Source organism: Collinsella sp. TM06-3, assembly GCF_003436395.1.
Taxonomy (GTDB): Bacteria; Actinomycetota; Coriobacteriia; order Coriobacteriales; family Coriobacteriaceae; genus Collinsella.
In genome coordinates this window covers 206,690-225,774 of sequence record NZ_QSPG01000001.1, presented here as the reverse complement: position 1 = coordinate 225,774, position 19,085 = coordinate 206,690, and the positions used below count along the sequence as shown (strand labels likewise).

15 protein-coding genes and 1 tRNA gene are annotated in these 19,085 nt (G+C 55.9%); 4 read left to right on the top strand and 12 right to left on the bottom strand.

The window, feature by feature from the left end; translation table 11 throughout:
• Window positions 1–133: 133 nt before the first annotated feature.
• The 12 genes from DXD56_RS00985 to DXD56_RS00930 form a co-directional block, all read right to left on the bottom strand.
• Window positions 134–1,399 carry an oligosaccharide flippase family protein gene (locus DXD56_RS00985; RefSeq protein ID WP_158549256.1) on the bottom strand — a complete coding sequence of 422 codons (1,266 nt, stop codon included), beginning with the start codon at window positions 1,397–1,399 and terminating at the stop codon, window positions 134–136.
• Complete coding sequence (locus DXD56_RS00980) at window positions 1,392–2,591, bottom strand: glycosyltransferase family 4 protein (RefSeq protein WP_117639463.1); 1,200 nt, start codon at window positions 2,589–2,591, stop codon at window positions 1,392–1,394. The genes DXD56_RS00985 and DXD56_RS00980 overlap by 8 nt, the downstream gene beginning before the upstream one ends.
• A 9-nt stretch (window positions 2,592–2,600) precedes the next feature.
• A complete protein-coding gene (locus DXD56_RS00975) occupies window positions 2,601–3,719 on the bottom strand; it encodes an EpsG family protein (protein WP_117639461.1) in 1,119 nt (372 codons plus the stop codon).
• A complete protein-coding gene (locus DXD56_RS00970) occupies window positions 3,712–4,743 on the bottom strand; it encodes a hypothetical protein (protein WP_117639459.1) in 1,032 nt (343 codons plus the stop codon). The genes DXD56_RS00975 and DXD56_RS00970 overlap by 8 nt, the downstream gene beginning before the upstream one ends.
• 1 nt (window position 4,744) lies before the next feature.
• Window positions 4,745–5,575, bottom strand: coding sequence for a glycosyltransferase (locus DXD56_RS00965; RefSeq protein WP_117639457.1), 831 nt, complete (start codon window positions 5,573–5,575; stop codon window positions 4,745–4,747).
• A 16-nt stretch (window positions 5,576–5,591) separates the two neighbouring features.
• Window positions 5,592–6,635 carry an NAD-dependent epimerase/dehydratase family protein gene (locus DXD56_RS00960; protein WP_117639455.1) on the bottom strand — a complete coding sequence of 348 codons (1,044 nt, stop codon included), beginning with the start codon at window positions 6,633–6,635 and terminating at the stop codon, window positions 5,592–5,594.
• A gap of 9 nt (window positions 6,636–6,644) precedes the next feature.
• Entirely contained in the window at window positions 6,645–7,904 is a 1,260-nt protein-coding gene (locus DXD56_RS00955; RefSeq protein WP_117639453.1) for a nucleotide sugar dehydrogenase, read from the bottom strand.
• A 37-nt stretch (window positions 7,905–7,941) separates the two neighbouring features.
• On the bottom strand, window positions 7,942–8,691 hold the full coding sequence (locus tag DXD56_RS00950; RefSeq protein ID WP_233524898.1) for a sugar transferase: 750 nt from the start codon (window positions 8,689–8,691) through the stop codon (window positions 7,942–7,944).
• Between the two features lie 66 nt (window positions 8,692–8,757).
• A complete protein-coding gene (loaP, locus tag DXD56_RS00945) occupies window positions 8,758–9,303 on the bottom strand; it encodes an antiterminator LoaP (RefSeq protein WP_233524897.1) in 546 nt (181 codons plus the stop codon).
• Between the two features lie 777 nt (window positions 9,304–10,080).
• Window positions 10,081–10,156, bottom strand: a tRNA-Ala gene (locus DXD56_RS00940).
• A gap of 69 nt (window positions 10,157–10,225) precedes the next feature.
• Window positions 10,226–10,867 (bottom strand): thiamine diphosphokinase, encoded by a 642-nt coding sequence (locus DXD56_RS00935; protein WP_117639449.1) that lies wholly within the window; start codon window positions 10,865–10,867, stop codon window positions 10,226–10,228.
• A 9-nt stretch (window positions 10,868–10,876) separates the two neighbouring features.
• Complete coding sequence (locus DXD56_RS00930; protein ID WP_117639447.1) at window positions 10,877–11,566, bottom strand: HAD family phosphatase; 690 nt, start codon at window positions 11,564–11,566, stop codon at window positions 10,877–10,879.
• A 331-nt stretch (window positions 11,567–11,897) separates the two neighbouring features.
• On the opposite strand from DXD56_RS00930, the gene glgB reads away from it, so the two are divergent.
• The 4 genes from glgB (at window position 11,898) to glgD (ending at window position 19,080) form a co-directional block, all read left to right on the top strand.
• On the top strand, window positions 11,898–14,174 hold the full coding sequence (glgB, locus tag DXD56_RS00925) for a 1,4-alpha-glucan branching protein GlgB (RefSeq protein WP_117639445.1): 2,277 nt from the start codon (window positions 11,898–11,900) through the stop codon (window positions 14,172–14,174).
• 94 nt (window positions 14,175–14,268) lie between these two features.
• Window positions 14,269–16,695 carry a glycogen/starch/alpha-glucan phosphorylase gene (locus DXD56_RS00920; protein ID WP_117639443.1) on the top strand — a complete coding sequence of 809 codons (2,427 nt, stop codon included), beginning with the start codon at window positions 14,269–14,271 and terminating at the stop codon, window positions 16,693–16,695.
• Window positions 16,696–16,799: 104 nt separating this feature from the next.
• Entirely contained in the window at window positions 16,800–17,948 is a 1,149-nt protein-coding gene (locus DXD56_RS00915; RefSeq protein ID WP_035138263.1) for a glucose-1-phosphate adenylyltransferase, read from the top strand.
• Window positions 17,949–17,952: 4 nt separating this feature from the next.
• On the top strand, window positions 17,953–19,080 hold the full coding sequence (gene glgD / locus DXD56_RS00910; protein ID WP_117639441.1) for a glucose-1-phosphate adenylyltransferase subunit GlgD: 1,128 nt from the start codon (window positions 17,953–17,955) through the stop codon (window positions 19,078–19,080).
• Window positions 19,081–19,085: the final 5 nt, after the last annotated feature.

The window sequence follows — 19,085 nt, the reverse complement described above, 5'->3', positions numbered from 1 at the left end:
CTATATCTCATCCGATAAGTGACTTGATTAAAAGTTTGATTTCATCGTTTCGCGAAGGAGTCAAGCGCATAAAGGACACTGCAGCGGAAAACTCTTCGATGTGCAGCGGAATCTTTAGAAAAGTGTCCTGTGGCTAGGAATTTGCACGCTTAGAAATCAAAGGAAGAGCATGGAATGAGCGCATCACGCAGACAATCGCCTCTGAAATCACGCGCACAACAACCGCTGTCTGAATCGTCAACAAATGGCAGAATAGGAGCAGGAGGCTCGAAACGATCACAAATGCGGCGCCGAAGGCAGTGGAAATAGTCATTTCTTTTACCTTGTCAAAGGCCCCTAGCACTGGCCATCCGTAGAGCATTCCGAAAAACGAGAACCAAAGAACCGGCGTGAGGACCTGAAGAAGCGGCGCGGCGATGACATACTCGTCTCCACCAAGGATGAACAAAACAACATTGGCAAGAAGTGCGAAGGCAGCACAGCCCAACGTAAGAACGGGCAAAGCGATTGCTGTTAATTTTCTAATGAGACTAGTGTCTTTCCTAGTCAACATGTGAGGATAAAGGGCGCTTCCTATAGGTGAGTAGAGCGACTGAACGGCAGAGATAGCCGTAAGCATGACACTCCAGTAGGCAATTTCGGCTTGATTGGTAACGGCAACACCGATTACCAACGTTAGAAACGAATTATGTACCGATGAGGAGGCATTGCTAACAAAATATAGGAGGGAATCTTTGAGAGTTCCAAACGCATCTTTGAAATTGCTGAAAATGCACTGAACGCCAAACCTTTTACGCATCCCAACCCATGTCCAAACAAGTGCAACGCAAGAAGTCAGTACATCCAGGGCGGGAACGAGTAGAAGGTCCTGGGGAGATTTTATTAAAAGAAACGTAAGCACGAGGCAAAGCATCTTCGAGACCACATAGCGTGTGGTCAAAGGCATCATTTTTTCATAACCGATGAAAACGAAATCTGGACATAGACAATTAAATGCAACAGCGCTGTAAGCAAGAACAACATAAAGCACGTTCGCGCGCAAAATGGGAAGTGCCAAGGTGATGACAAAGGTCGCAGCAGCACCTATTGCAATCAGGAAAAACTTCGCAAGCAATACGTCGCCGACAAGCTTTCCGACTGCTTTTTTGTTGCTCCTGAGAGTAACAACTTCCTTTGTTGCCGACAGGTTGAAACCGCAATCTAGAAAGACCTGGACAAAAGTCATTAATGACAGAACATACGCCCTAATTGCATACGCATCCGCACCAAGAACCCTTGCAAGGTAAGGCAACGTTAGAAAGGGGATGATGTATTTTGCAACTTGAAGACCATACTGCGAAAAAAGGTTCTCCGCCAGAATCCTCATTCCCTTGCCGCCTTGATATTTTTTTTCAGTCATTAATCGCAGTCCCCTCCGAATAGTGGAGTACTTTGTTGTAGAAACTTGCATGTTCTAGGCACATTGCCTCAACTGTGTAATGCTCGAAATACAGCGAGCGAGATCTCTCCCCCATCGCCAGCAAGCTTTGAGAACTAACCATTTCCTGCATAGCTCTGACGAGGCTTTCTCCGTTTCGCAGGAGGACACCGTTACCGTCAATAAGATCGGAACAGAAGCCGACATCGGTGAGAATGATGGGAAGACCGTATGACATCGCCTCGACAGCCGCATTCGGTACGCCTTCATCAAGGCTTGCGGAAACGAAAATATCGGCGCACGACAGATAGGATCCAACATCCTGAGTAGGCCCCGAAAAGCTCACGCGCTTTTCAACTCCCAGTTCATGAGCAAGAGCCTTACAGTTTTCCAGTTCATCACCGCCCCCCACAATTAAAAGATTGCAGTTTTCGTTGCCCATCTGAGCAAAGGCGCGAATAATACCGCTTTGGTTCTTCCTTTTACAAACGGTACCGACGCTTACAAAGGTAAGGTGGCCCTCCGAAGAATGGCAGCCCCCGTCGACAGCATTAGAATTTGGCTTATTCAAACCCTGGTGATAATAGCCAGTTGGGCAGCTCGGCATACCATACCTTTCACCGAACTTGGCGATAGCTTTTGGAGAAAGAAATAGCAATCCGGAGGCATTATTGCGAACATTCGCAAATGCCTCATCGAGCTTCTTCTGATATTTCGTTCCCTTAAGCTTCGAAAACGCTGACTCGCTAAAGAACATGTCATTTGTTCCATCACAATGCAGGACAAGCACGAATGGACTTTTACCACCGCGATTAAGGTATTCTGAGGCAGAAGTAATGTCCCTGAATACAACGAGGTCAACATTATCGCCAGTATCAGCGAAGTACTTATCCAGAGCTTGATTGGCGTTTCGCATGTGCGTAAGCTGGTAGAGAAGCCAGGATGTAGATGTCCCTGACCTGAGAATGCCCTTGATTAGGCTTTTAAACTTGAACGATCTAGATTGCCTATATGCGTCTCCGTCAAGTTCTTCTCCTCCCGGGAAATACGGACCCGCCAAAGCAATGCCTTCGCTTTCGAACAGTTTTCGGTTGGTGTAAATCCGCTTTATGTTCTTAGTCGGTCCTATTAAGGCCGAAATGTTCGTATCTACAACCGTAGCAACAGTTTTCATACAGCACCCCTAAAAGATGGATAGTGAATATGGAACGCAACCGTGACTTGTAGAAAAGACCACGAAAAAATATCCGATAAGCACGGTGAATCCCAATAACTGGAAGGCGAGCCGTCTATTAGACTCGAGCTCGGCGGAAATAAGCGGATAGGCTATGACGATGGCGAGAGCGGGCTCGTAATAGAGTCGCATGAGAAATTGGGACTCATAGCCGAGCATCCTCAAGGGAATTGCCAAAAGAAGCATCGAACAGAGCGTCCAGCGATATTCCTTCGGGATTGCGTTAGTAAAAAGGAGAGGCACGACACAAGGGGCAAGATGCACCAGTGCGAGTAAGCCGGTACCGCCGTTAACCGCCCATTCGGTTTCATACTTGTAACCAGAAAAATAATTACCGTACGCACCGCCAGAGAAGAAACCTCCAACAAATTGGAACAAGATATCAGCATTTGCGGACAGGAAGACAAGCAACAGGACTACAAATGTCTTTACTCCGTACTTAGAGTTATCGACAAGCTTTAAAGGAAGGAATGCAAGCGCAACAATTGCAGTAAAGTGAAACCCAACCGCAATTAAAACAAGAAGGATGTACACAACCTTCTTACCATGACAAAGATAGAAAATGGAAAGCAGGACAAGGGAAAGACAGAGTACCTGCTTGAACTGGTCCATACCCAAAAGTGCGAAGTAAACGCAGTATACGAACCATCCCACCGAAATGCTAATCTCTGACTGCCATTTCTCAATAGCATAGAAGGCCAGGTAGATGGTAAAGAAGCTAACGGCAAGTAAATAGAGAACAGCGTTTCCGAACAGAACGACATGCAATGCCCAAGAAAACAGAATGGACAGCGGATCATGCTGTGTCTGAATCAGATAGCTAACGTTGGTATGGTTGCTATACAGCAACATCGTCATGTTTTTAGTATCATAGCCAACATCAAAACCACGCAAGCCGATAAGACAAACACAGGGAAGGATGACTAATAACCGGGCGCCAAACCGTTTAAGTCCATTATCGAGTTCACGCGCATTGATTGATTTCTGGTAAGAGGAGGCTAAACCGGCAGATAAGACAAATAGGCCCAACATAAGCCCGAGCTGAAGTATCAAATTACCTCTAGGCATGCTGCCTTGCCCCCAAGCGAGCGTCCAATAATTTCAATTCAGTGGCAAGCTGAGAGGCAGAGAGTTCCTTTCCGACATTGAAATACTTGCTTCCAACGGCGGCCGCATGCTCAACGGTGCATCCTGAAACCAAGGCCTGGGCTATTTCATGAGCTTCGTTTCGCTCGAGTTCATCAACATAGACATCTAGATAGGAGGTACCCACGACCTCCATGGGCTTACGTAAGCTCAACGCGTATCCTATGTGAGTGCCAATACCATCAGTCACGCAATAATCCGCCAACATCAACATCGACTTTAAGCGAGAAAGAAATAATGGATCGTACCTATTTCCAGCGCAGAAAACCTTAAATCCAAGTTTTTCAAAAGCTCTGCTCCTACCCATGAGAAAATCGTTGTAATACATGGAGACAACAACGGTATCGATGCTATTTTCCTCGACAATCCGCGAACATTCCCGAATCAAAACGGGCTCATCGATATTATTGGTTTGATTTTCTTCTATAGAGTGACATGGAAACACGAGGAGCACTCTACCGAATGCACTTTTAAGCGTTGAAAACTCTGATTCCGACAGAGCCCCTTCAACATACGTAATATAAGGCCCAACAGCAATAGAATGCATCCCGTGATTACGGAAACGCTGAGCCCTCAGGTCGCTCATCGTAATAACAGACGAAAGTGCACCGTCGAACATGTCTTTATCAAATTCATCGCCGAGGACCAGACCGTGTTCAATACAAGCTGCGAGCGGCTCAGAATGACCAGAAAACGACCGCAATCCTGCACCAATTCCATATAAGCCGTTCCCTCGATATAGTTCGTCAACATGAAAGTGATTCTTTAACGAAGATTGGCTTGGCTCGAAGGGATTGTAGGAATCATCTTTACAGAAGAGGGAGACACAAGCTGCTTTCGTATTATAGAAGTCCACAATCAGCTTCTTACGAAGCAAGGGATCCTTGACGACACTCTTGCTAAGCGAAATACATCCAGTTCGAATAATTTGCTTCAACCGAGACATGCTACTTCCTCAAGAACGTCTTATAAAAGGCTTCACGCATGAAATTGGGCATAGCACAAACCAAAATCTGACCGCCTGCGGAAATAAGGAAATCAAGCTTGGAAGAAAGACCCAGCTCGACGAGTTCCCATTTCACAAGGCACATGGATTTCAAATAGGGAATACCGCCGCGTCGTTTATAAAAGTCCTCGGAAACTCGAACTTGGAGAAGGTTCTCTTGAATATTGTGGCAAATACAACCATTTGCAAGCATCCTGCCGTAAAGGTCGGTATCCTCAAACCACATGTATGTACCGCGATAACCTCCGGCGCTAAGAACAGCTTTCTTGCGAAAGAGGATTGCTGGATGCCTAAATGCGCATCGTTTCGCAGAAAACGCCCTAATTTCTTCATTCGTTTCCGGTAACACCACATAGGCAACGGGTTTTTTCGGATCATCAACGAACTCAATGGCGTTACTTCCGACAAGCGAAACCTCTGGGTGCTGCCGCAAGTAATTGATTTGCCTCTCTATTCTTTGCAGGCTGCAAAGATCGTCAGAATCCATTCTGGCAATTAGCTCATTTCGACATTCCAACAGCCCAACGGCCAATGCATTACCAAGCCCGCCGTTCTTCCTGATTCGTACAAGCTTTAAGAGGTCGCCATAAGTATCCTTAACTCGGGAAATCACTGACTCCAGACCGTCGGTTAAAGGCCCGTCGCAAACGAGAACTATTTCATCCGGAGCATAAGATTGATTGAGCATGCAGGAAAAGGCTTCAGACAGATACTGAGGTTCCTCCTTGGCGTACACGCTTATTAGAAAGCTATACTTCTCCGATTGAGGCATAATATCTCCGGTATTTCTAGACAATTTTTCGATACTCGCGGTACCACTTGGCGAAGGCCCTCAGGCCGTCCTCGAGCGGCGTCGCGGGTTTGTAGCCAAGGTCACGCTGGAGCGCCGTGGTGTCGGCGTAGGTGACGGGAACGTCGCCGGGCTGCATGGGCACGAGCTGCTTGTGGGCCTCGAAGTCGTAGTCGGCCGGGAGCACGCCTTCCTCCACCAGCACGCGCTGCAGCGTGTCGACGAAGTAGAGCAGGTTCTCGGGGTGCGAGTTGCCGATGTTGTAGACGCGGTGCGCGCCGAGCGGCAGCCCGTCATCGCCCATCTTCACCTCGGGGGCGGCGTCCATGACGCGCCTGACGCCCTCGACGATGTCATCGACGTAGGTAAAGTCGCGGCGGCAGTCGCCCATGTTGAAGATCTTGATGGTCTCGCCGCGGCGCAGCTTCTCTGTGAAGCCGAAGTAGGCCATATCGGGCCTGCCCATGGGGCCGTACACGGTGAAGAAGCGCAGGCCGGTCGTCGGGATGGAGTAGAGCTTCGAGTAGGCGGCGGCCATGAGCTCGTTGGACTTCTTGGTGGCGGCGTAGAGCGAGACCGGCGAGTCGACTCGGTCCTCCTCGGAGAACGGCACCTTCTTGTTTCCGCCGTAGACCGAACTGGAGCTCGCGTAGACCAGGTGCTTCACCGGATGGTGGCGGCAAGACTCGAGCACGTTGAAGAATCCGACGAGGTTGCTCTCCAGGTAGGCGCGCGGGTTCTCGATGGAGTAACGGACGCCCGCCTGGGCGGCGAGGTTCACCACGACGTCGAAGCCGTTCTCGGCGAACAGACGCTCGATGAGGGCGGCGTCGCACAGGTCGCCGCGAACGAAGGCGAAGCGGCCGTCGGTGTCTACCTCGGCCAGCATGCGCAGGCGCGCGTCCTTGATGCCGGGGTCGTAGTAGCTGTTGAGGTTGTCGAGGCCGACGATCACGTCATCGGTCTCCTCGAGCAGCTTCTTGACGAGGAACGCGCCGATGAAGCCGGCGGCTCCGGTGACGAGGACTTTTCTATTTGCCATTCATACCACCTAGTCTCGTTTAAACAGGTCGCGTGTATAGACCTTGTCCGCCACATCCGCGAGCTCGTCGCTCCAGCGGTTGGCGACGATCACGTCGCAGCCGGCCTTGAAGGCCTCCAGGTCGTGGGTCACCTCGGAGCCAAAGAACTCCGGCGCGTCCAGCGTGGGCTCGTAGACCACCACGGGCACGCCCTTGGCCTTCACGCGCTTCATGACGCCCTGGATGGAGCTCGCGCGGAAGTTGTCGGAGTTGGACTTCATCGTCAGTCGGTACACGCCCACGACCGGCTTCGGCTTGCCGGCGTAGACGCGGTCCCACACCATCTGCAGCACCTCGTCGGCCACGAAGTCCTTGCGGGTGCGGTTGGACTCGACGATGGCCTCGATCAGGTTCTGCGGCACGTCCCTGTAGTTCGCCAGAAGCTGCTTGGTGTCCTTGGGCAGGCAGTAGCCGCCGTAGCCGAAGCTGGGGTTGTTGTAGTGGGAGCCGATGCGCGGCTCCAGGCACACGCCGTCGATGACGTCGCGGGTGTTGAGGCCGCGGACCTCGCAGTAGGTGTCGAGCTCGTTGAAGTAGGCCACGCGCAGCGCCAGATAGGTGTTGGCGAAGAGCTTGACGGCCTCGGCCTCGGTGGTACCCAGCACGAGCTCCGGGATGCCGATGGTTCCGTCGGCGTTCACGCGCTCCAGCTCGGCGGGGTTCGCCCCTTGGGCAAGCAGGCGTGCGAAGCGCTCGGCAGCCGCGACGGCGTCGGCGTCCTCCTTGGACGCGCCCACCACGATGCGGCTGGGGTGCAGGTTGTCGTAGAGAGCCTTGCTCTCGCGCAGGAACTCCGGGCTGAAGAAGATCTTGCTATCGCCCAGCCTCTCGCGCAGGCCCGCGGTATAGCCGACGGGGATGGTCGACTTGATGACAATCCAGGCGTCCGGGTTCACCGAGCGCACTGCGGCGATGGCGGCCTCTACGGAGCTTGTGTCGAAGAAGTTCCTGTCCGAGTCGTAGTTGGTCGGTGTGGCAATGACGGCGTAGTCGGCGCCCGTATAGGCCTCTGCAACGTCGACCGTGGCGTGCAGGTCGAGCTGGCGCTCCCCCGCCTTGGCCTCCGCCAGGAAGCGCTCGATCTCGTCGTCCTGGATGGGCGATACGTAGCTGTTGATCTTCTCGACCTTCTCGGGCACGATGTCCAGGGCATGCACCTCGTTGTGCTGTGAGAGAAGGACAGCGAGGGATAATCCTACATAGCCAGTACCGGCAATAGCGATCTTCATTTTATTCTCCGATCCAGATTGTTACGTGCGTTCACGATCAACAGGCGCCATTACCACTAATGACTTCAATTACTGTTAGAGCGATAATTTTCAAATCAGTGCCAACGCTTCGAGTGGAGATATATTCCAAATCTCTCCGCAACATGCCATCGAAATCCGTATCGCTTCGATCAGTCACCTGCCACCAACCTGTAATTCCGGGCTTTACTACTAGGCGCTGCAAGTCATTCTCCGTGTACTCCGCCACCTCATTGGGCAGCGGCGGCCTGGGGCCAACCACGGACATCTGGCCCAGGAACACGTTCAGGAACTGCGGGAACTCGTCGATTGAGTGCTTGCGGATGAACCTGCCGATCTTGGTGACGCGGGGGTCTTCCCTCATCTTGAACATGGCGCCGGCGATCTCGTTCTGCTCCCTGAGCTCGGCGAGGCGCTCGTCGGCGTCCTTGTACATGGATCGGAACTTCCACATGCGGAAGGTTGACAGGCTGCCGTCACGGTGGGTCTGGCCCACGCGGATCTGGCTGTAGAACGGGTTGCCCTCGCTCTCAAGGCGGATGGCCGCGGCGAGCACAAGGCTGGGTACGGCGATGACAGCCAGCACGCAGCCGCTGAACACGATGTCGAACGCGCGCTTGACGGTGCGGTAGGCAAGGCGCGAGCGATCCCAGTCCATAATGGATTGCATGGCCCTGTAGCGGCCGGCGTCCTCACGCCGGTCCATGGCCTGAGCAATCAGTGCCGCCCCCGCGGGCGCATCCGTTGTATATTGAGTTTTATCCGACACGTTCTCTTCCAACACTTCGTCCCCGGGTCGGGGATCCTCCCTGTTCTGAGTAGCGACCGTCTGCAGCTAGGCGATCGCCTTTTTAAGGTGTCGCATGACGCGCTGCTCGTTTGAAAGCACGGCAAGGCCAACGCGGGTGGTTACGCGTCGGCCGCACAGGTTGAGCTCCAGATAAGCAGTGCATTTACGTCTATTAATGGTTTTGATGAGGCCCTCGTGGCCCAGCAGCGGACCAGCCGTCACTACGACCTGGTCGCCGTCTTTTAAGGCCTCGCTCATGGGTACTACGCGGTCTCCCCTATACGTAAAGCCGCCAATAAGCTGGACCTCTTCTTTTGCCAGCGGCACAAACTGACCGTCCTGGGAAAGCACCCGGGCAAAGTCGTCCATGCGCAGCAGATACTGTTGCACGGTTCGGGGATCTGCCGTATCGCAGACAAGATAACCGGGAAAGAGTGGCTTGATCGTCTTGACCCATTCGCCGTGTATCTTAATCTCGGTTTGATATTGGGGATAAAAGAGCTCCTGCATGGCGCTCGCAGGCACCATGCGCTCGATGCGCTCGCGCATTACGTCTTCGCGACCGTTATTGACCTGGATCACATACCACACGAGCACCACCCCCTTGCTGTCTTACGTGTGGCTCACGGGGTTTAGGTATGGCTTCGCCAGGGCGCTTGTGCGCGAAGGCGCTCCATATTCAAACCCTGAGCCCAGTTAGACAAGCACGTGGCTCTGCCCCACCGTGAACGGTATGTACAGAAGCAGCGCTGAGGTTGTTGGTGCGTATCGCAAATACACCAACAACCTCAGCTGGCTGCGTGCGATCCAGTCAAGTGATTTCAAAACTGCACCGCACGCAAACAGCTGAAATACTGCTACGCTTCGGCATGCTAAATACAAATTACTTGCATCTCAGAACTAACTGCATGCAAGTAACAACGTCGCATGACATCATTATTGGAGCTCGTGGTGTTTCTGGCACCGCCGTTACGGCCGGATGCTGATCGACCCTGCGCTTTGCGACTTGCTGGAGCCGCGAGCACAGTTGAACTCATGTAACGTTAGGTATCCTAGCACAAGCTGTTAGCGAAACTGATTTGGCTTGTGGGAGACAACATATCGTTCATTAAGCGTGCTTAAGAGGGTTGTTTTGGGATGTTGTTCACGTTGATGCAGGTTATTGGGATGCCAACGGTAATAAGGAGCGTTCCTGAAGCCCAAATGAAACAGCGATCTACACTGATAATCGCGTTTGGATAACAAACTATGTACAGACATGGGATATAAATTGTGCAACTTTTTGTTGGTGTTGGTGTGGGTTTGCGGCATGAGGTGTTTTGGCATGAAAAAAGGCCTTCGGAATACCGAAGGCCTTTGGATTCACGATGGTGGAGACGAGGGGGATCGAACCCCTGACCTCTTGACTGCCAGTCAAGCGCTCTCCCAGCTGAGCTACGCCCCCGTGACGAGGAGATACTATAGGGGAAGTTGGCGCGACGTGCAAGGACTTTTTGGGTCAGGCTTTAAGTGCCTATTGATATAGGTAAGCGATGGCGGTGCCGGTATGGACTTGGATCGTGGCTGTTGACCTGACGACGTTGCTGATGCCTGTGTCCGCCAACAGGTCCAGGGGGCTGTGGTCTAGCTCCCACTCTAGGCCGTGTTCGCTTACCACCGTCCCAGGGGCTATAGCAATGATAGAGAACGTCTTGCCCTCGGCGCCCTCAATGGTCCAGGATTCGCCTTCGTGCAGAATGCGAGCTGTGGTCGCGTCCTCGGCAATCCAGACGGGGGCGTCTTTGTAGTTGGCTAGTAAGCCTAGGACGCTTAGGGCCATATCCGGGCGGCCGCCCGTAGCGCAGGTCGCAACCACTTCGGCACCCGACCAGCGACGGCGGACGGAATCGAGCGCCAGAGCCAGGTCGGTATAGTCCTTGTACGGGTCGTGGCGCTCTACCTCAAAGGCTTCGGCGGCATCGACCAACGCACGACCCGCGTCGCTCACCGTGTCGGCATCCCCCACATATACGTCGCAGCTCAAACCGGCACCCAGCAGAGCATCCAGGCCGCGGTCCACAGCGATGACGTGGTCGCACTCCCCTGCTAGCCTACGCAACAGATCCGCGCTCGCCACCACGGGCGAGCCGCAGACCACTAATACCTTACAAGCCACAACCCTCGCCTATCCCTCAAACGAAAGCACGCGGTCCAAATCCAGCTCCTCATAGCTGTCGATAAAGATATCGCAGTTGTCGCGCACATCGTCGCGCTTCATGCGGCCGTGCGGATCATAGATGCCCACGCGGTTAAAGCCTGCGGTGCCAGAGCTCTTTAGGCCAAAAACGGCGTCCTCAAACACCCAGGCGCGCTCAAACCTGTGCCCATGACGCTCCTCCAGACAGCGCAGCGCCAACTCGTACACATCGGGGAACTGCTTGGAACGCCCCGCCTCGCCCGTCGTTGTAACAAACTCAATGTAAGCGTCGAGCCCGGCGCCGGCGAGCGCGGACTGCACCAGCTCGGCCGGCGTGGACGTGGCGACGCACATGGCAATGCCGGCCGCCTTTGCCTGCTCCAAAAATGACAGGAGCCCCTCGCGCGGCGGCACCTTGGAGTACCCATCGATCAAGATGTCGCTCAACTCGCGGTAGAGCTCCTCGCCATTCGTGCCAATGCCCCACGTGTCGTGGTATGCCTGACACTCATCCTCGAGCGAAAGATGCTCAAACTGGGCAAAATCGTCGACTGTTACGTCAACTCCATGGCGGTGCAATAACTCGGGCTGGGCATAGGCCCAAACGGGGGTGCTATTAACCAGTGTACCGTCGCAATCGAAAATAAAAGCGACATTGGGAGCGGCGGTCTGGGACATAAACGAACCTTTCAATGTCAAATGGTAAACATCCTGCTAAAAACGTTTTACCAAACGTCAAACCAACAATCAAAAAACCCTTATTGGTAAAACTGTCAAGAGTTTTACCACGGCAATTCTGCCAGTGGTCTAAACATGGCGCTTACCGATTAAACGCCGCCCAAAAACCACTTTCCTTCATAAAAGTAACGTACAGGTGTTATCGTAGTTTCTGCCGAAAGTTCCACCGAGCACGCGAGGTGGAACGAATCATAGAACTATCGCCGTCCCTTCGATTCGTGCAGCCTTGGACCTTTCGCATCTAGTCACCAAGGCAACACGCTGCCGCGTCATGATGGGATCAAACGTGAGCGATACAAAGCTAAAGCCAGCAACTAAAAAGCCCGCTACCCGTAAAGCCGCCCCGCACGCACCGGAACTCTCCAAGGACGATGTCTACCTGTTTGGCATCGGCACGTGGGAGCGCAGCTGGGAAAAGATGGGCGCGCATCCCGACACGCAGAACCGTACGCGCGGCTGGCGTTTTTGCGTTTGGGCGCCCGACGTAAAGAGTGTGCATGTCATTGGCGAATTTAACGACTGGGATGAGGAAGCCAACCCTCTGGTGCCCGTGCATACGAGCGCTATTTGGGAAGGCTTTATTCCTGGCGCAGAACAAGGTCAGCTCTATAAGTATCTCATTGAGACCAACGAGGGCGAGAAGCTCTACAAGGCCGATCCGTACGCCTTCAAGGCTGAGTGCCCTCCGGGAACGGCAAGCGTGCTGTGGACCCTCGATGGCTACAAGTGGAACGACGCCGCATGGCTCAAGCGCCGCGCCAGTCATAACCACATGTCGCAGCCCCTTAACATCTACGAGGTGCATATTGGCTCGTGGAAGCGCCACGGCGACGCGCCACAGGGCGAGCCGGACGAGTACGGCAACTACCCCGGTCCCATGGACCCCTTCCCCGCGCAGCGCGGCGAGTTCTACACCTACGACGATCTGTCGGTAGAGCTCGTGGACTACGTGCACGACATGGGCTACACGCATATCGAGGTCATGCCGCTTATGGAGCATCCCTTCGATGGCTCCTGGGGCTACCAGACGACCGGCTACTATGCCGCCACGTCGCGCTATGGCGACCCGCAGCAGCTCATGCACTTTATCGATGCGTGTCACGAGGCGGGCATTGGCGTAATCATGGACTGGGTGCCCGGCGGTTTTTGCGCCGACTCCCACGGCCTTGCCACCTTTAACGGCCACATGCTGTTTGAGCACGAGATTCACCCCAACTGGGGAACGCACAAGTTCGACTTCGCCCGTGGCGAGGTCCGCTCCTTCCTGGTCTCCAACGTGCTGTACTGGCTCGAGAACTTCCATGTTGACGGCATTCGCATGGATGGCGTGTCCAGCATGCTGTACCTCAACTTTGGCATCGACGATCCGGGCCAAAAGAAGTTCAACAAGTACGGAACCGAGGAGGACCTGGATGCCAGCGCGTTTATCCGCCAGGTCAACTGCGCCGTGGAGGCCCACTTCCCTGACGTGATGATGATTGCCGAGGAGTCCACCGCGTGGCCGCTCGTGACCTACCCGCCGCAGGACGGCGGCCTGGGCTTCCACTACAAGTGGGACATGGGCTGGATGAACGACACCCTGCACTACATGCAGACCGATTTTCCGTGGCGCCCCGGCAACCACGGGCTGCTCACGTTCTCCATCATGTACGCCTTTACCGAGAACTTTATTTGCCCGCTGAGCCACGACGAAGTCGTCCACGGCAAGTGCTCGCTCATCGGCCGCATGCCGGGCGACTGGTGGCGCCAGTTTGCCGGCCTGCGCACGCTGGCTTTCTACCAGATGACGCACCCCGGCGCCAAGCTCAACTTTATGGGCAACGAGATCGGCCAGTTTATTGAGTGGCGCTACTACGAGTCCATCCAGTGGTTCCTAACCGAGGAGTACGAGACCCACCGTCATCATCAGGCGTTTATCAAGGCACTCAACCACCTGTACACCGCCGAGCCCGCCCTGTACGAGCGCGGCTACACCGACGACGGCTTTACCTGGATCGATGCGGACAACTCCAAGCAGTCCATCGTGAGCTTTGTGCGTCAGGGCGAGGACGTCGACGACGATCTGGTGATCCTGATCAACTTTGACCCGGCGAGCTACGAGAGTTTCCGCGTGGGCGTGCCGCGCGAGGGCGACTGGGAGGTCATCTTTGATTCCGACCGTCCCGAGTTTGGCGGCAGCGGCTATGCCGGCGAGGAGCCCTACACCTGCTCGAGCGAGCCCTATCCCTGGAACGGGCAAATGGACTCCATTGAGATTAAGGTGCCCGGTCTGGCAGGCGTGGTGCTTAAGCGCCGCGGTCCCAGCAGCTATAAGCCGCCCGTGGTCGAGGAGCCCAAGGCTGCGCCCAAAAAGCGTATGTCTTCGGTGAAGCCCAAGCCTGCGGCTGCTAAGAAGGCTCCGGCTAAGGCCAAGGCTACGACGACCAAGGCCAAGGCCAAGGCTGCCGCAAAGCCCGCTGCTAAGGCCGCAGCCAAGAAACCGGCTGCCAAAAAGGCCGCTACCAAGGCCAAGTCTGCTTCTGTTAAGCCGTCTGCCAAGGATGCGTAACAAAACCGTTACAGCTGTAATTACCCGCCCCGCGGGGGCGTAGGATGTAAGTCATAACCGTTCCGGGAGAAACATCCCCGGGGGAAAGGAACGTATGAATAAGATCTTCGACAACAAGCAGGAGTTTACCGAGCTCTATCGCGATGCCGTTATGAGCATCAGCGGCAAGAGCGTCGAGGCCGCCAGTGACCTCGACCGCTTTAACGCCCTGGCCAAGCTCGTGGCCGAGAAGGCGCGCACCGTTGCCACCAAGAGCGACGCCCGCGTCGCCGCCGAGGGCAAGAAGCGCGTGTACTACTTCTCGATCGAGTTTTTGATCGGCCGCCTGCTCGACAACTACCTGCTCAACTTTGGCGTGCGCGACATGGTCGCCGAGGCGCTCGAAGACATGGGCTTCGACCTGTCCGTCATCGAGAACCAGGAGCCCGATCCGGCTCTGGGCAACGGTGGCCTGGGCCGTCTGGCCGCGTGCTTCCTGGATTCCATGGCAGCCGAGGGCATTGCCGGCTACGGCAACGGCATGCGCTACCGTTACGGCCTGTTTAAGCAGGAGATCGTCAACGGCAGCCAGGTTGAGGCCACCGACGAGTGGCTCACCCACGGCTATCCCTGGGAGGTCCGTCGTCAGGACAAGGCCGTGACCATTAAGTTTGGCGGCCACGTTGAGGGCTTTGAGGAGAACGGCCGCACGTTCTACCGCACGGTGGACACGCAGGACATCCTGGCCGTTCCTTATGACATCCCCGTTGTGGGCTATGCCGGCGAGACCGTCAACAAGCTGCGCGTCTGGGCCGCCGAGCCGGTCGAGGAGCACTTCGATCTGGAGGCCTTCAACCGCGGCGACTACGCCTTGGCCGATGCCGAGCGCGCCGAGGCCGAGGCCATCAGCGCCATCCTCTACCCCAACGATGCCGGCGAGCACGGCCGTCTGCTGCGCCTGAAGCAGGAATACCTGTTTGTCTCGGCCGGTATCTACAGCCTGCTCGACACCTTTGAGAAGGAGCACGGCGAGAACTGGGAGCTGCTGCCGCAGTTTGTGGCCATCCACACCAACGACACGCACCCCGCCATGTGCGGCCCCGAGCTCATGCGTATCCTCATCGACGAGAAGAAGCTCGAGTGGGATGACGCCTGGAACATCGTGACGCAGGTCGTGAGCTATACCAACCACACCATCCTGCCCGAGGCTCTGGAGAAGTGGCCCATCGGCACGTTCTCCAAGCTCCTGCCCCGCGTGTACCAGATCATCGACGAGATCAGCCGTCGTTGGCACGAGTCGTTCGACACCACGCAGGAGGGCTGGCAGGAGCGTCTGCGCCAGACCGCCATTCTGTGGGACGGCGAAATCCGCATGGCCAACCTGTCCGTGATCTGCAGCCATAGCGTCAACGGCGTGGCCAAGATCCACTCCGACATCATCAAGAACATCGTGCTCAAGGACTTCTATGCCTTGACGCCCGAGAAGTTCAACAACAAGACCAACGGCATCTCGCACCGTCGTTTCTTTGCCGAGGCCAACCCCACCTACGCCAAGCTCGTAACCGAGGCCATTGGCGACGGCTGGCTCAAGGACGCCTTTGAGTTAGAGAAGCTCAAGGAGTTTAAGGACGACACCGAGTTCCTGAAGGCCGTGGGTGCCTCCAAGCGCGCCAACAAGGAGCGCCTGGCCGCCTACGTTAAGGCCGAGACCGGTCTGGTCATTGACCCCAACACCGTCTTCGATGTTCAGGTTAAGCGCTTCCACGCCTACAAGCGCCAGCTCATGAACATCATGAAGGTGATGGACATCTACAACCGTCGCATCGCCGATCCCAACTTCCACGTGACGCCGACGACCTTCATATTTAGCGGCAAGGCTGCCTCGAGCTACACCTTTGCCAAGGAGACTATCCGCCTCATTAACTCCGTGGCCGACGTCATCAACAACGACCCGCGCGTCAACGAGGTCATGAAGGTCTGCTTTATCCCCAACTTCCGTGTGAGCAACGCCCAGCTCATCTACCCCGCTGCCGAGATCTCGGAGCAGATCTCCACGGCCGGCAAAGAGGCCTCGGGCACGTCCAACATGAAGCTCATGATGAACGGCGCCATTACGCTGGGTACCCTCGACGGCGCCAACATCGAGATCGCCGACCTGGCCGGCCGCGAAAACGAGGCCATCTTTGGCCTGACCGCCCCCGAGGTCGAGAAGCTCTGGGCATCCAACAGCTACTTTGCGTGGGATACCCTCAACGGCGACCGCGAGCGTCTGGGCCGCGTGATGGACGAGCTCAAGGACAACACGTTTGCGGGTCTTTCGGGCAACTTCGAGAGCATCTACAACGAGCTCATGAACAACAACGACCCCGACCTAGTCATGGCTGACTTCCGTAGCTACGTGGATGCATGGGAGAACCTCACGGGCAGCTACGGCGACCAGGAGAACTGGAACCGCAAGGCCCTGCTCAACACCGCCTCGAGTGGCTGGTTCTCGTCCGACCGCACCATTCGCGAGTATCGCGACGAGATCTGGCACGCATAAAGCGCGCGAGCTCCCTTTGCCGCACGGCATTACTCGACGGGCGTGACAGTGCGCCGCGCCCGTCGCTAATGGGTTAGGAACATCGATGACAGAAGGAGAAATCGATGAGTAAGAAAGAATGCATCGCGATGCTCCTCGCAGGAGGACAGGGCAGCCGATTGGGGGCACTCACCCAAAAGATCGCCAAGCCGGCGGTTAGCTTTGGTGGCAAGTTCCGCATTATCGACTTTTCGCTGTCCAACTGCTCCAACTCGGGCATCGACACGGTGGGCGTTCTGACGCAGTACCGTCCCTACCTGCTGCATGCCTACGTGGGCTCCGGCGAGGCGTGGGATCTGGACAGCCGCGACGGCGGCGTGTCGATCCTGCCGCCGTACGAGACGCAGACCGGCGGCGCCTGGTATGCGGGCACGGCCGACGCCATTACGCAGAACCTCGACTACATCAAGGCCAACGACCCCAAGTACGTCCTGATTCTTTCGGGCGATCACCTGTATCGCATGGACTACCGCAAGATGCTCAAGACGCACATTGAGAACAACGCCGACCTCACGGTGAGCGTTATGCCCGTACCGTGGGAGGAGGCCAGCCGCTTTGGCATCCTGACCACCGACCCCGAAGACGGCCGCATCACCAAGTTCACCGAGAAGCCCGAGAAGCCCGATTCGAACCTCGCGTCCATGGGCATCTACATCTTCTCGGCCGACGTGCTGATCGAGGCGCTCGAGGAGGACGCTCTGGACCAGCGCTCGAGCCACGACTTTGGCAAGGACATCATCCCCAAGCTGCTCGGTGAGAACAAGCGCCTGTACAGCTATGAGTTCCACGGCTTCTGGAAGGACGTCGGCACCATCGCCAGCTTCCATGAGACCTCGATGGACCTGCTGGGCAACAACCCCGAGTTCGATTTGTTCGACAAGAACTTCCCCATCATGTCCAACATCACCACGCGTCCGCCGCACTACATTGGCCCGGACGGCCGCTTGGACGACTGCCTGGTCTCCAATGGCTGCAAGATCTACGGCACCGCTCGCCACTCGATCCTTTCGACCGATGTCATCATCGAGGAGCGCGCCGTGGTCGAGGACTCCGTGCTGCTGCCGGGTGCGCACGTTAAGAGCGGCGCGCACATCTGCCGCGCTATTTTGGGCGAGAACTCCACGGTCGAAGAGGGCGTGAAGCTCGGCTCTGTCGATACCACCAAGGATACGGCCGTCGTTGGAAATGACGTCGTTATCGGGAAGGGGGAATGATCCGATGATCAATCGCAAGGCCATCGGTTATATCACCGCTAACTACTCTTCGTCCTACGGCAGTGTCCTACTCAAGGACCGCCCCATCGCGTCCGTTCCGTTTTTGGGCCGCTACCGCCTGATCGACTTTCCGCTGTCCAACATGATGAATGCCGGCATCAAGACCGTCGGTGTCGTCATGCCGGGTAACTACCGCTCGCTGATCGACCACGTGGGCTCGGGCAAGGACTGGGGCCTGGACCGCAAGAAGGGCGGCCTGTTCATGGTGCCCGGCAACGCGTACGGCACCACCAAGGGCGGCATGCGCTTCCTGCTGCGCGACATCATCTCCAACAAGACGCTGTTCCAGCGCTCGGAGAATCCCTATGTCGTGATGATGGGCACCAACATCATCTTTAACATGGACCTCAACACCATCATCGAGGCGCACGAGAACTCCGGTGCCCAGATGACCGTGGTGTACTGCAAGGCCACGCGCAATGTCGAAGACGAGACCAAACTCGAGATTAACGAGAACGGCCGCCTGACGGGCGTGAGCGCCGGCGTCGCGTACGGCGACAACGCCTCCATGGACTGCTGCATCGTCAACCGCGAGACGCTGCTCGAGATCATCGACCACTACCAGGCCGCCGACTATCTGGACCTGCTCGAGGCACTCCAGGGCGACTTTGGCAACATCGACGTGTGCAGCTACGAGTACAAGGGCGAGGTCGTGGGCGTGTTTAGCGAGAAGTCACTGTATCGCCGCAGCATGGACCTGCTCGACCAGACCGTGGCCGACCATCTCTTTGACCCCGAGCGCCCGATCCTGACTAAGGCCCACGACGTGCCGCCTTCGCGCTATGCGACCGGCAGCCACGCGTGCAACTCGATCATCTCGGCCGGCTGCATCATCAAGGGCACCGTGCGCAACTCGATCCTGTCGCGCGGCGTCGTGGTCGAAGAAGGCGCTTCGGTGACCAACTCGATCATCAACCAGAGCTGCATCATCAAGAGCGGCGCCCGCGTCGAGAACGCCATTTTGGACAAGAACAACGTGGTCCCCACCAACACCGAGCTTCGCGGCACGCCCGAGAACATCCTGGTGCTGGGCAAGGCTCCGTTAACTTCCGACACCACCATCGTACGTTAACGTTG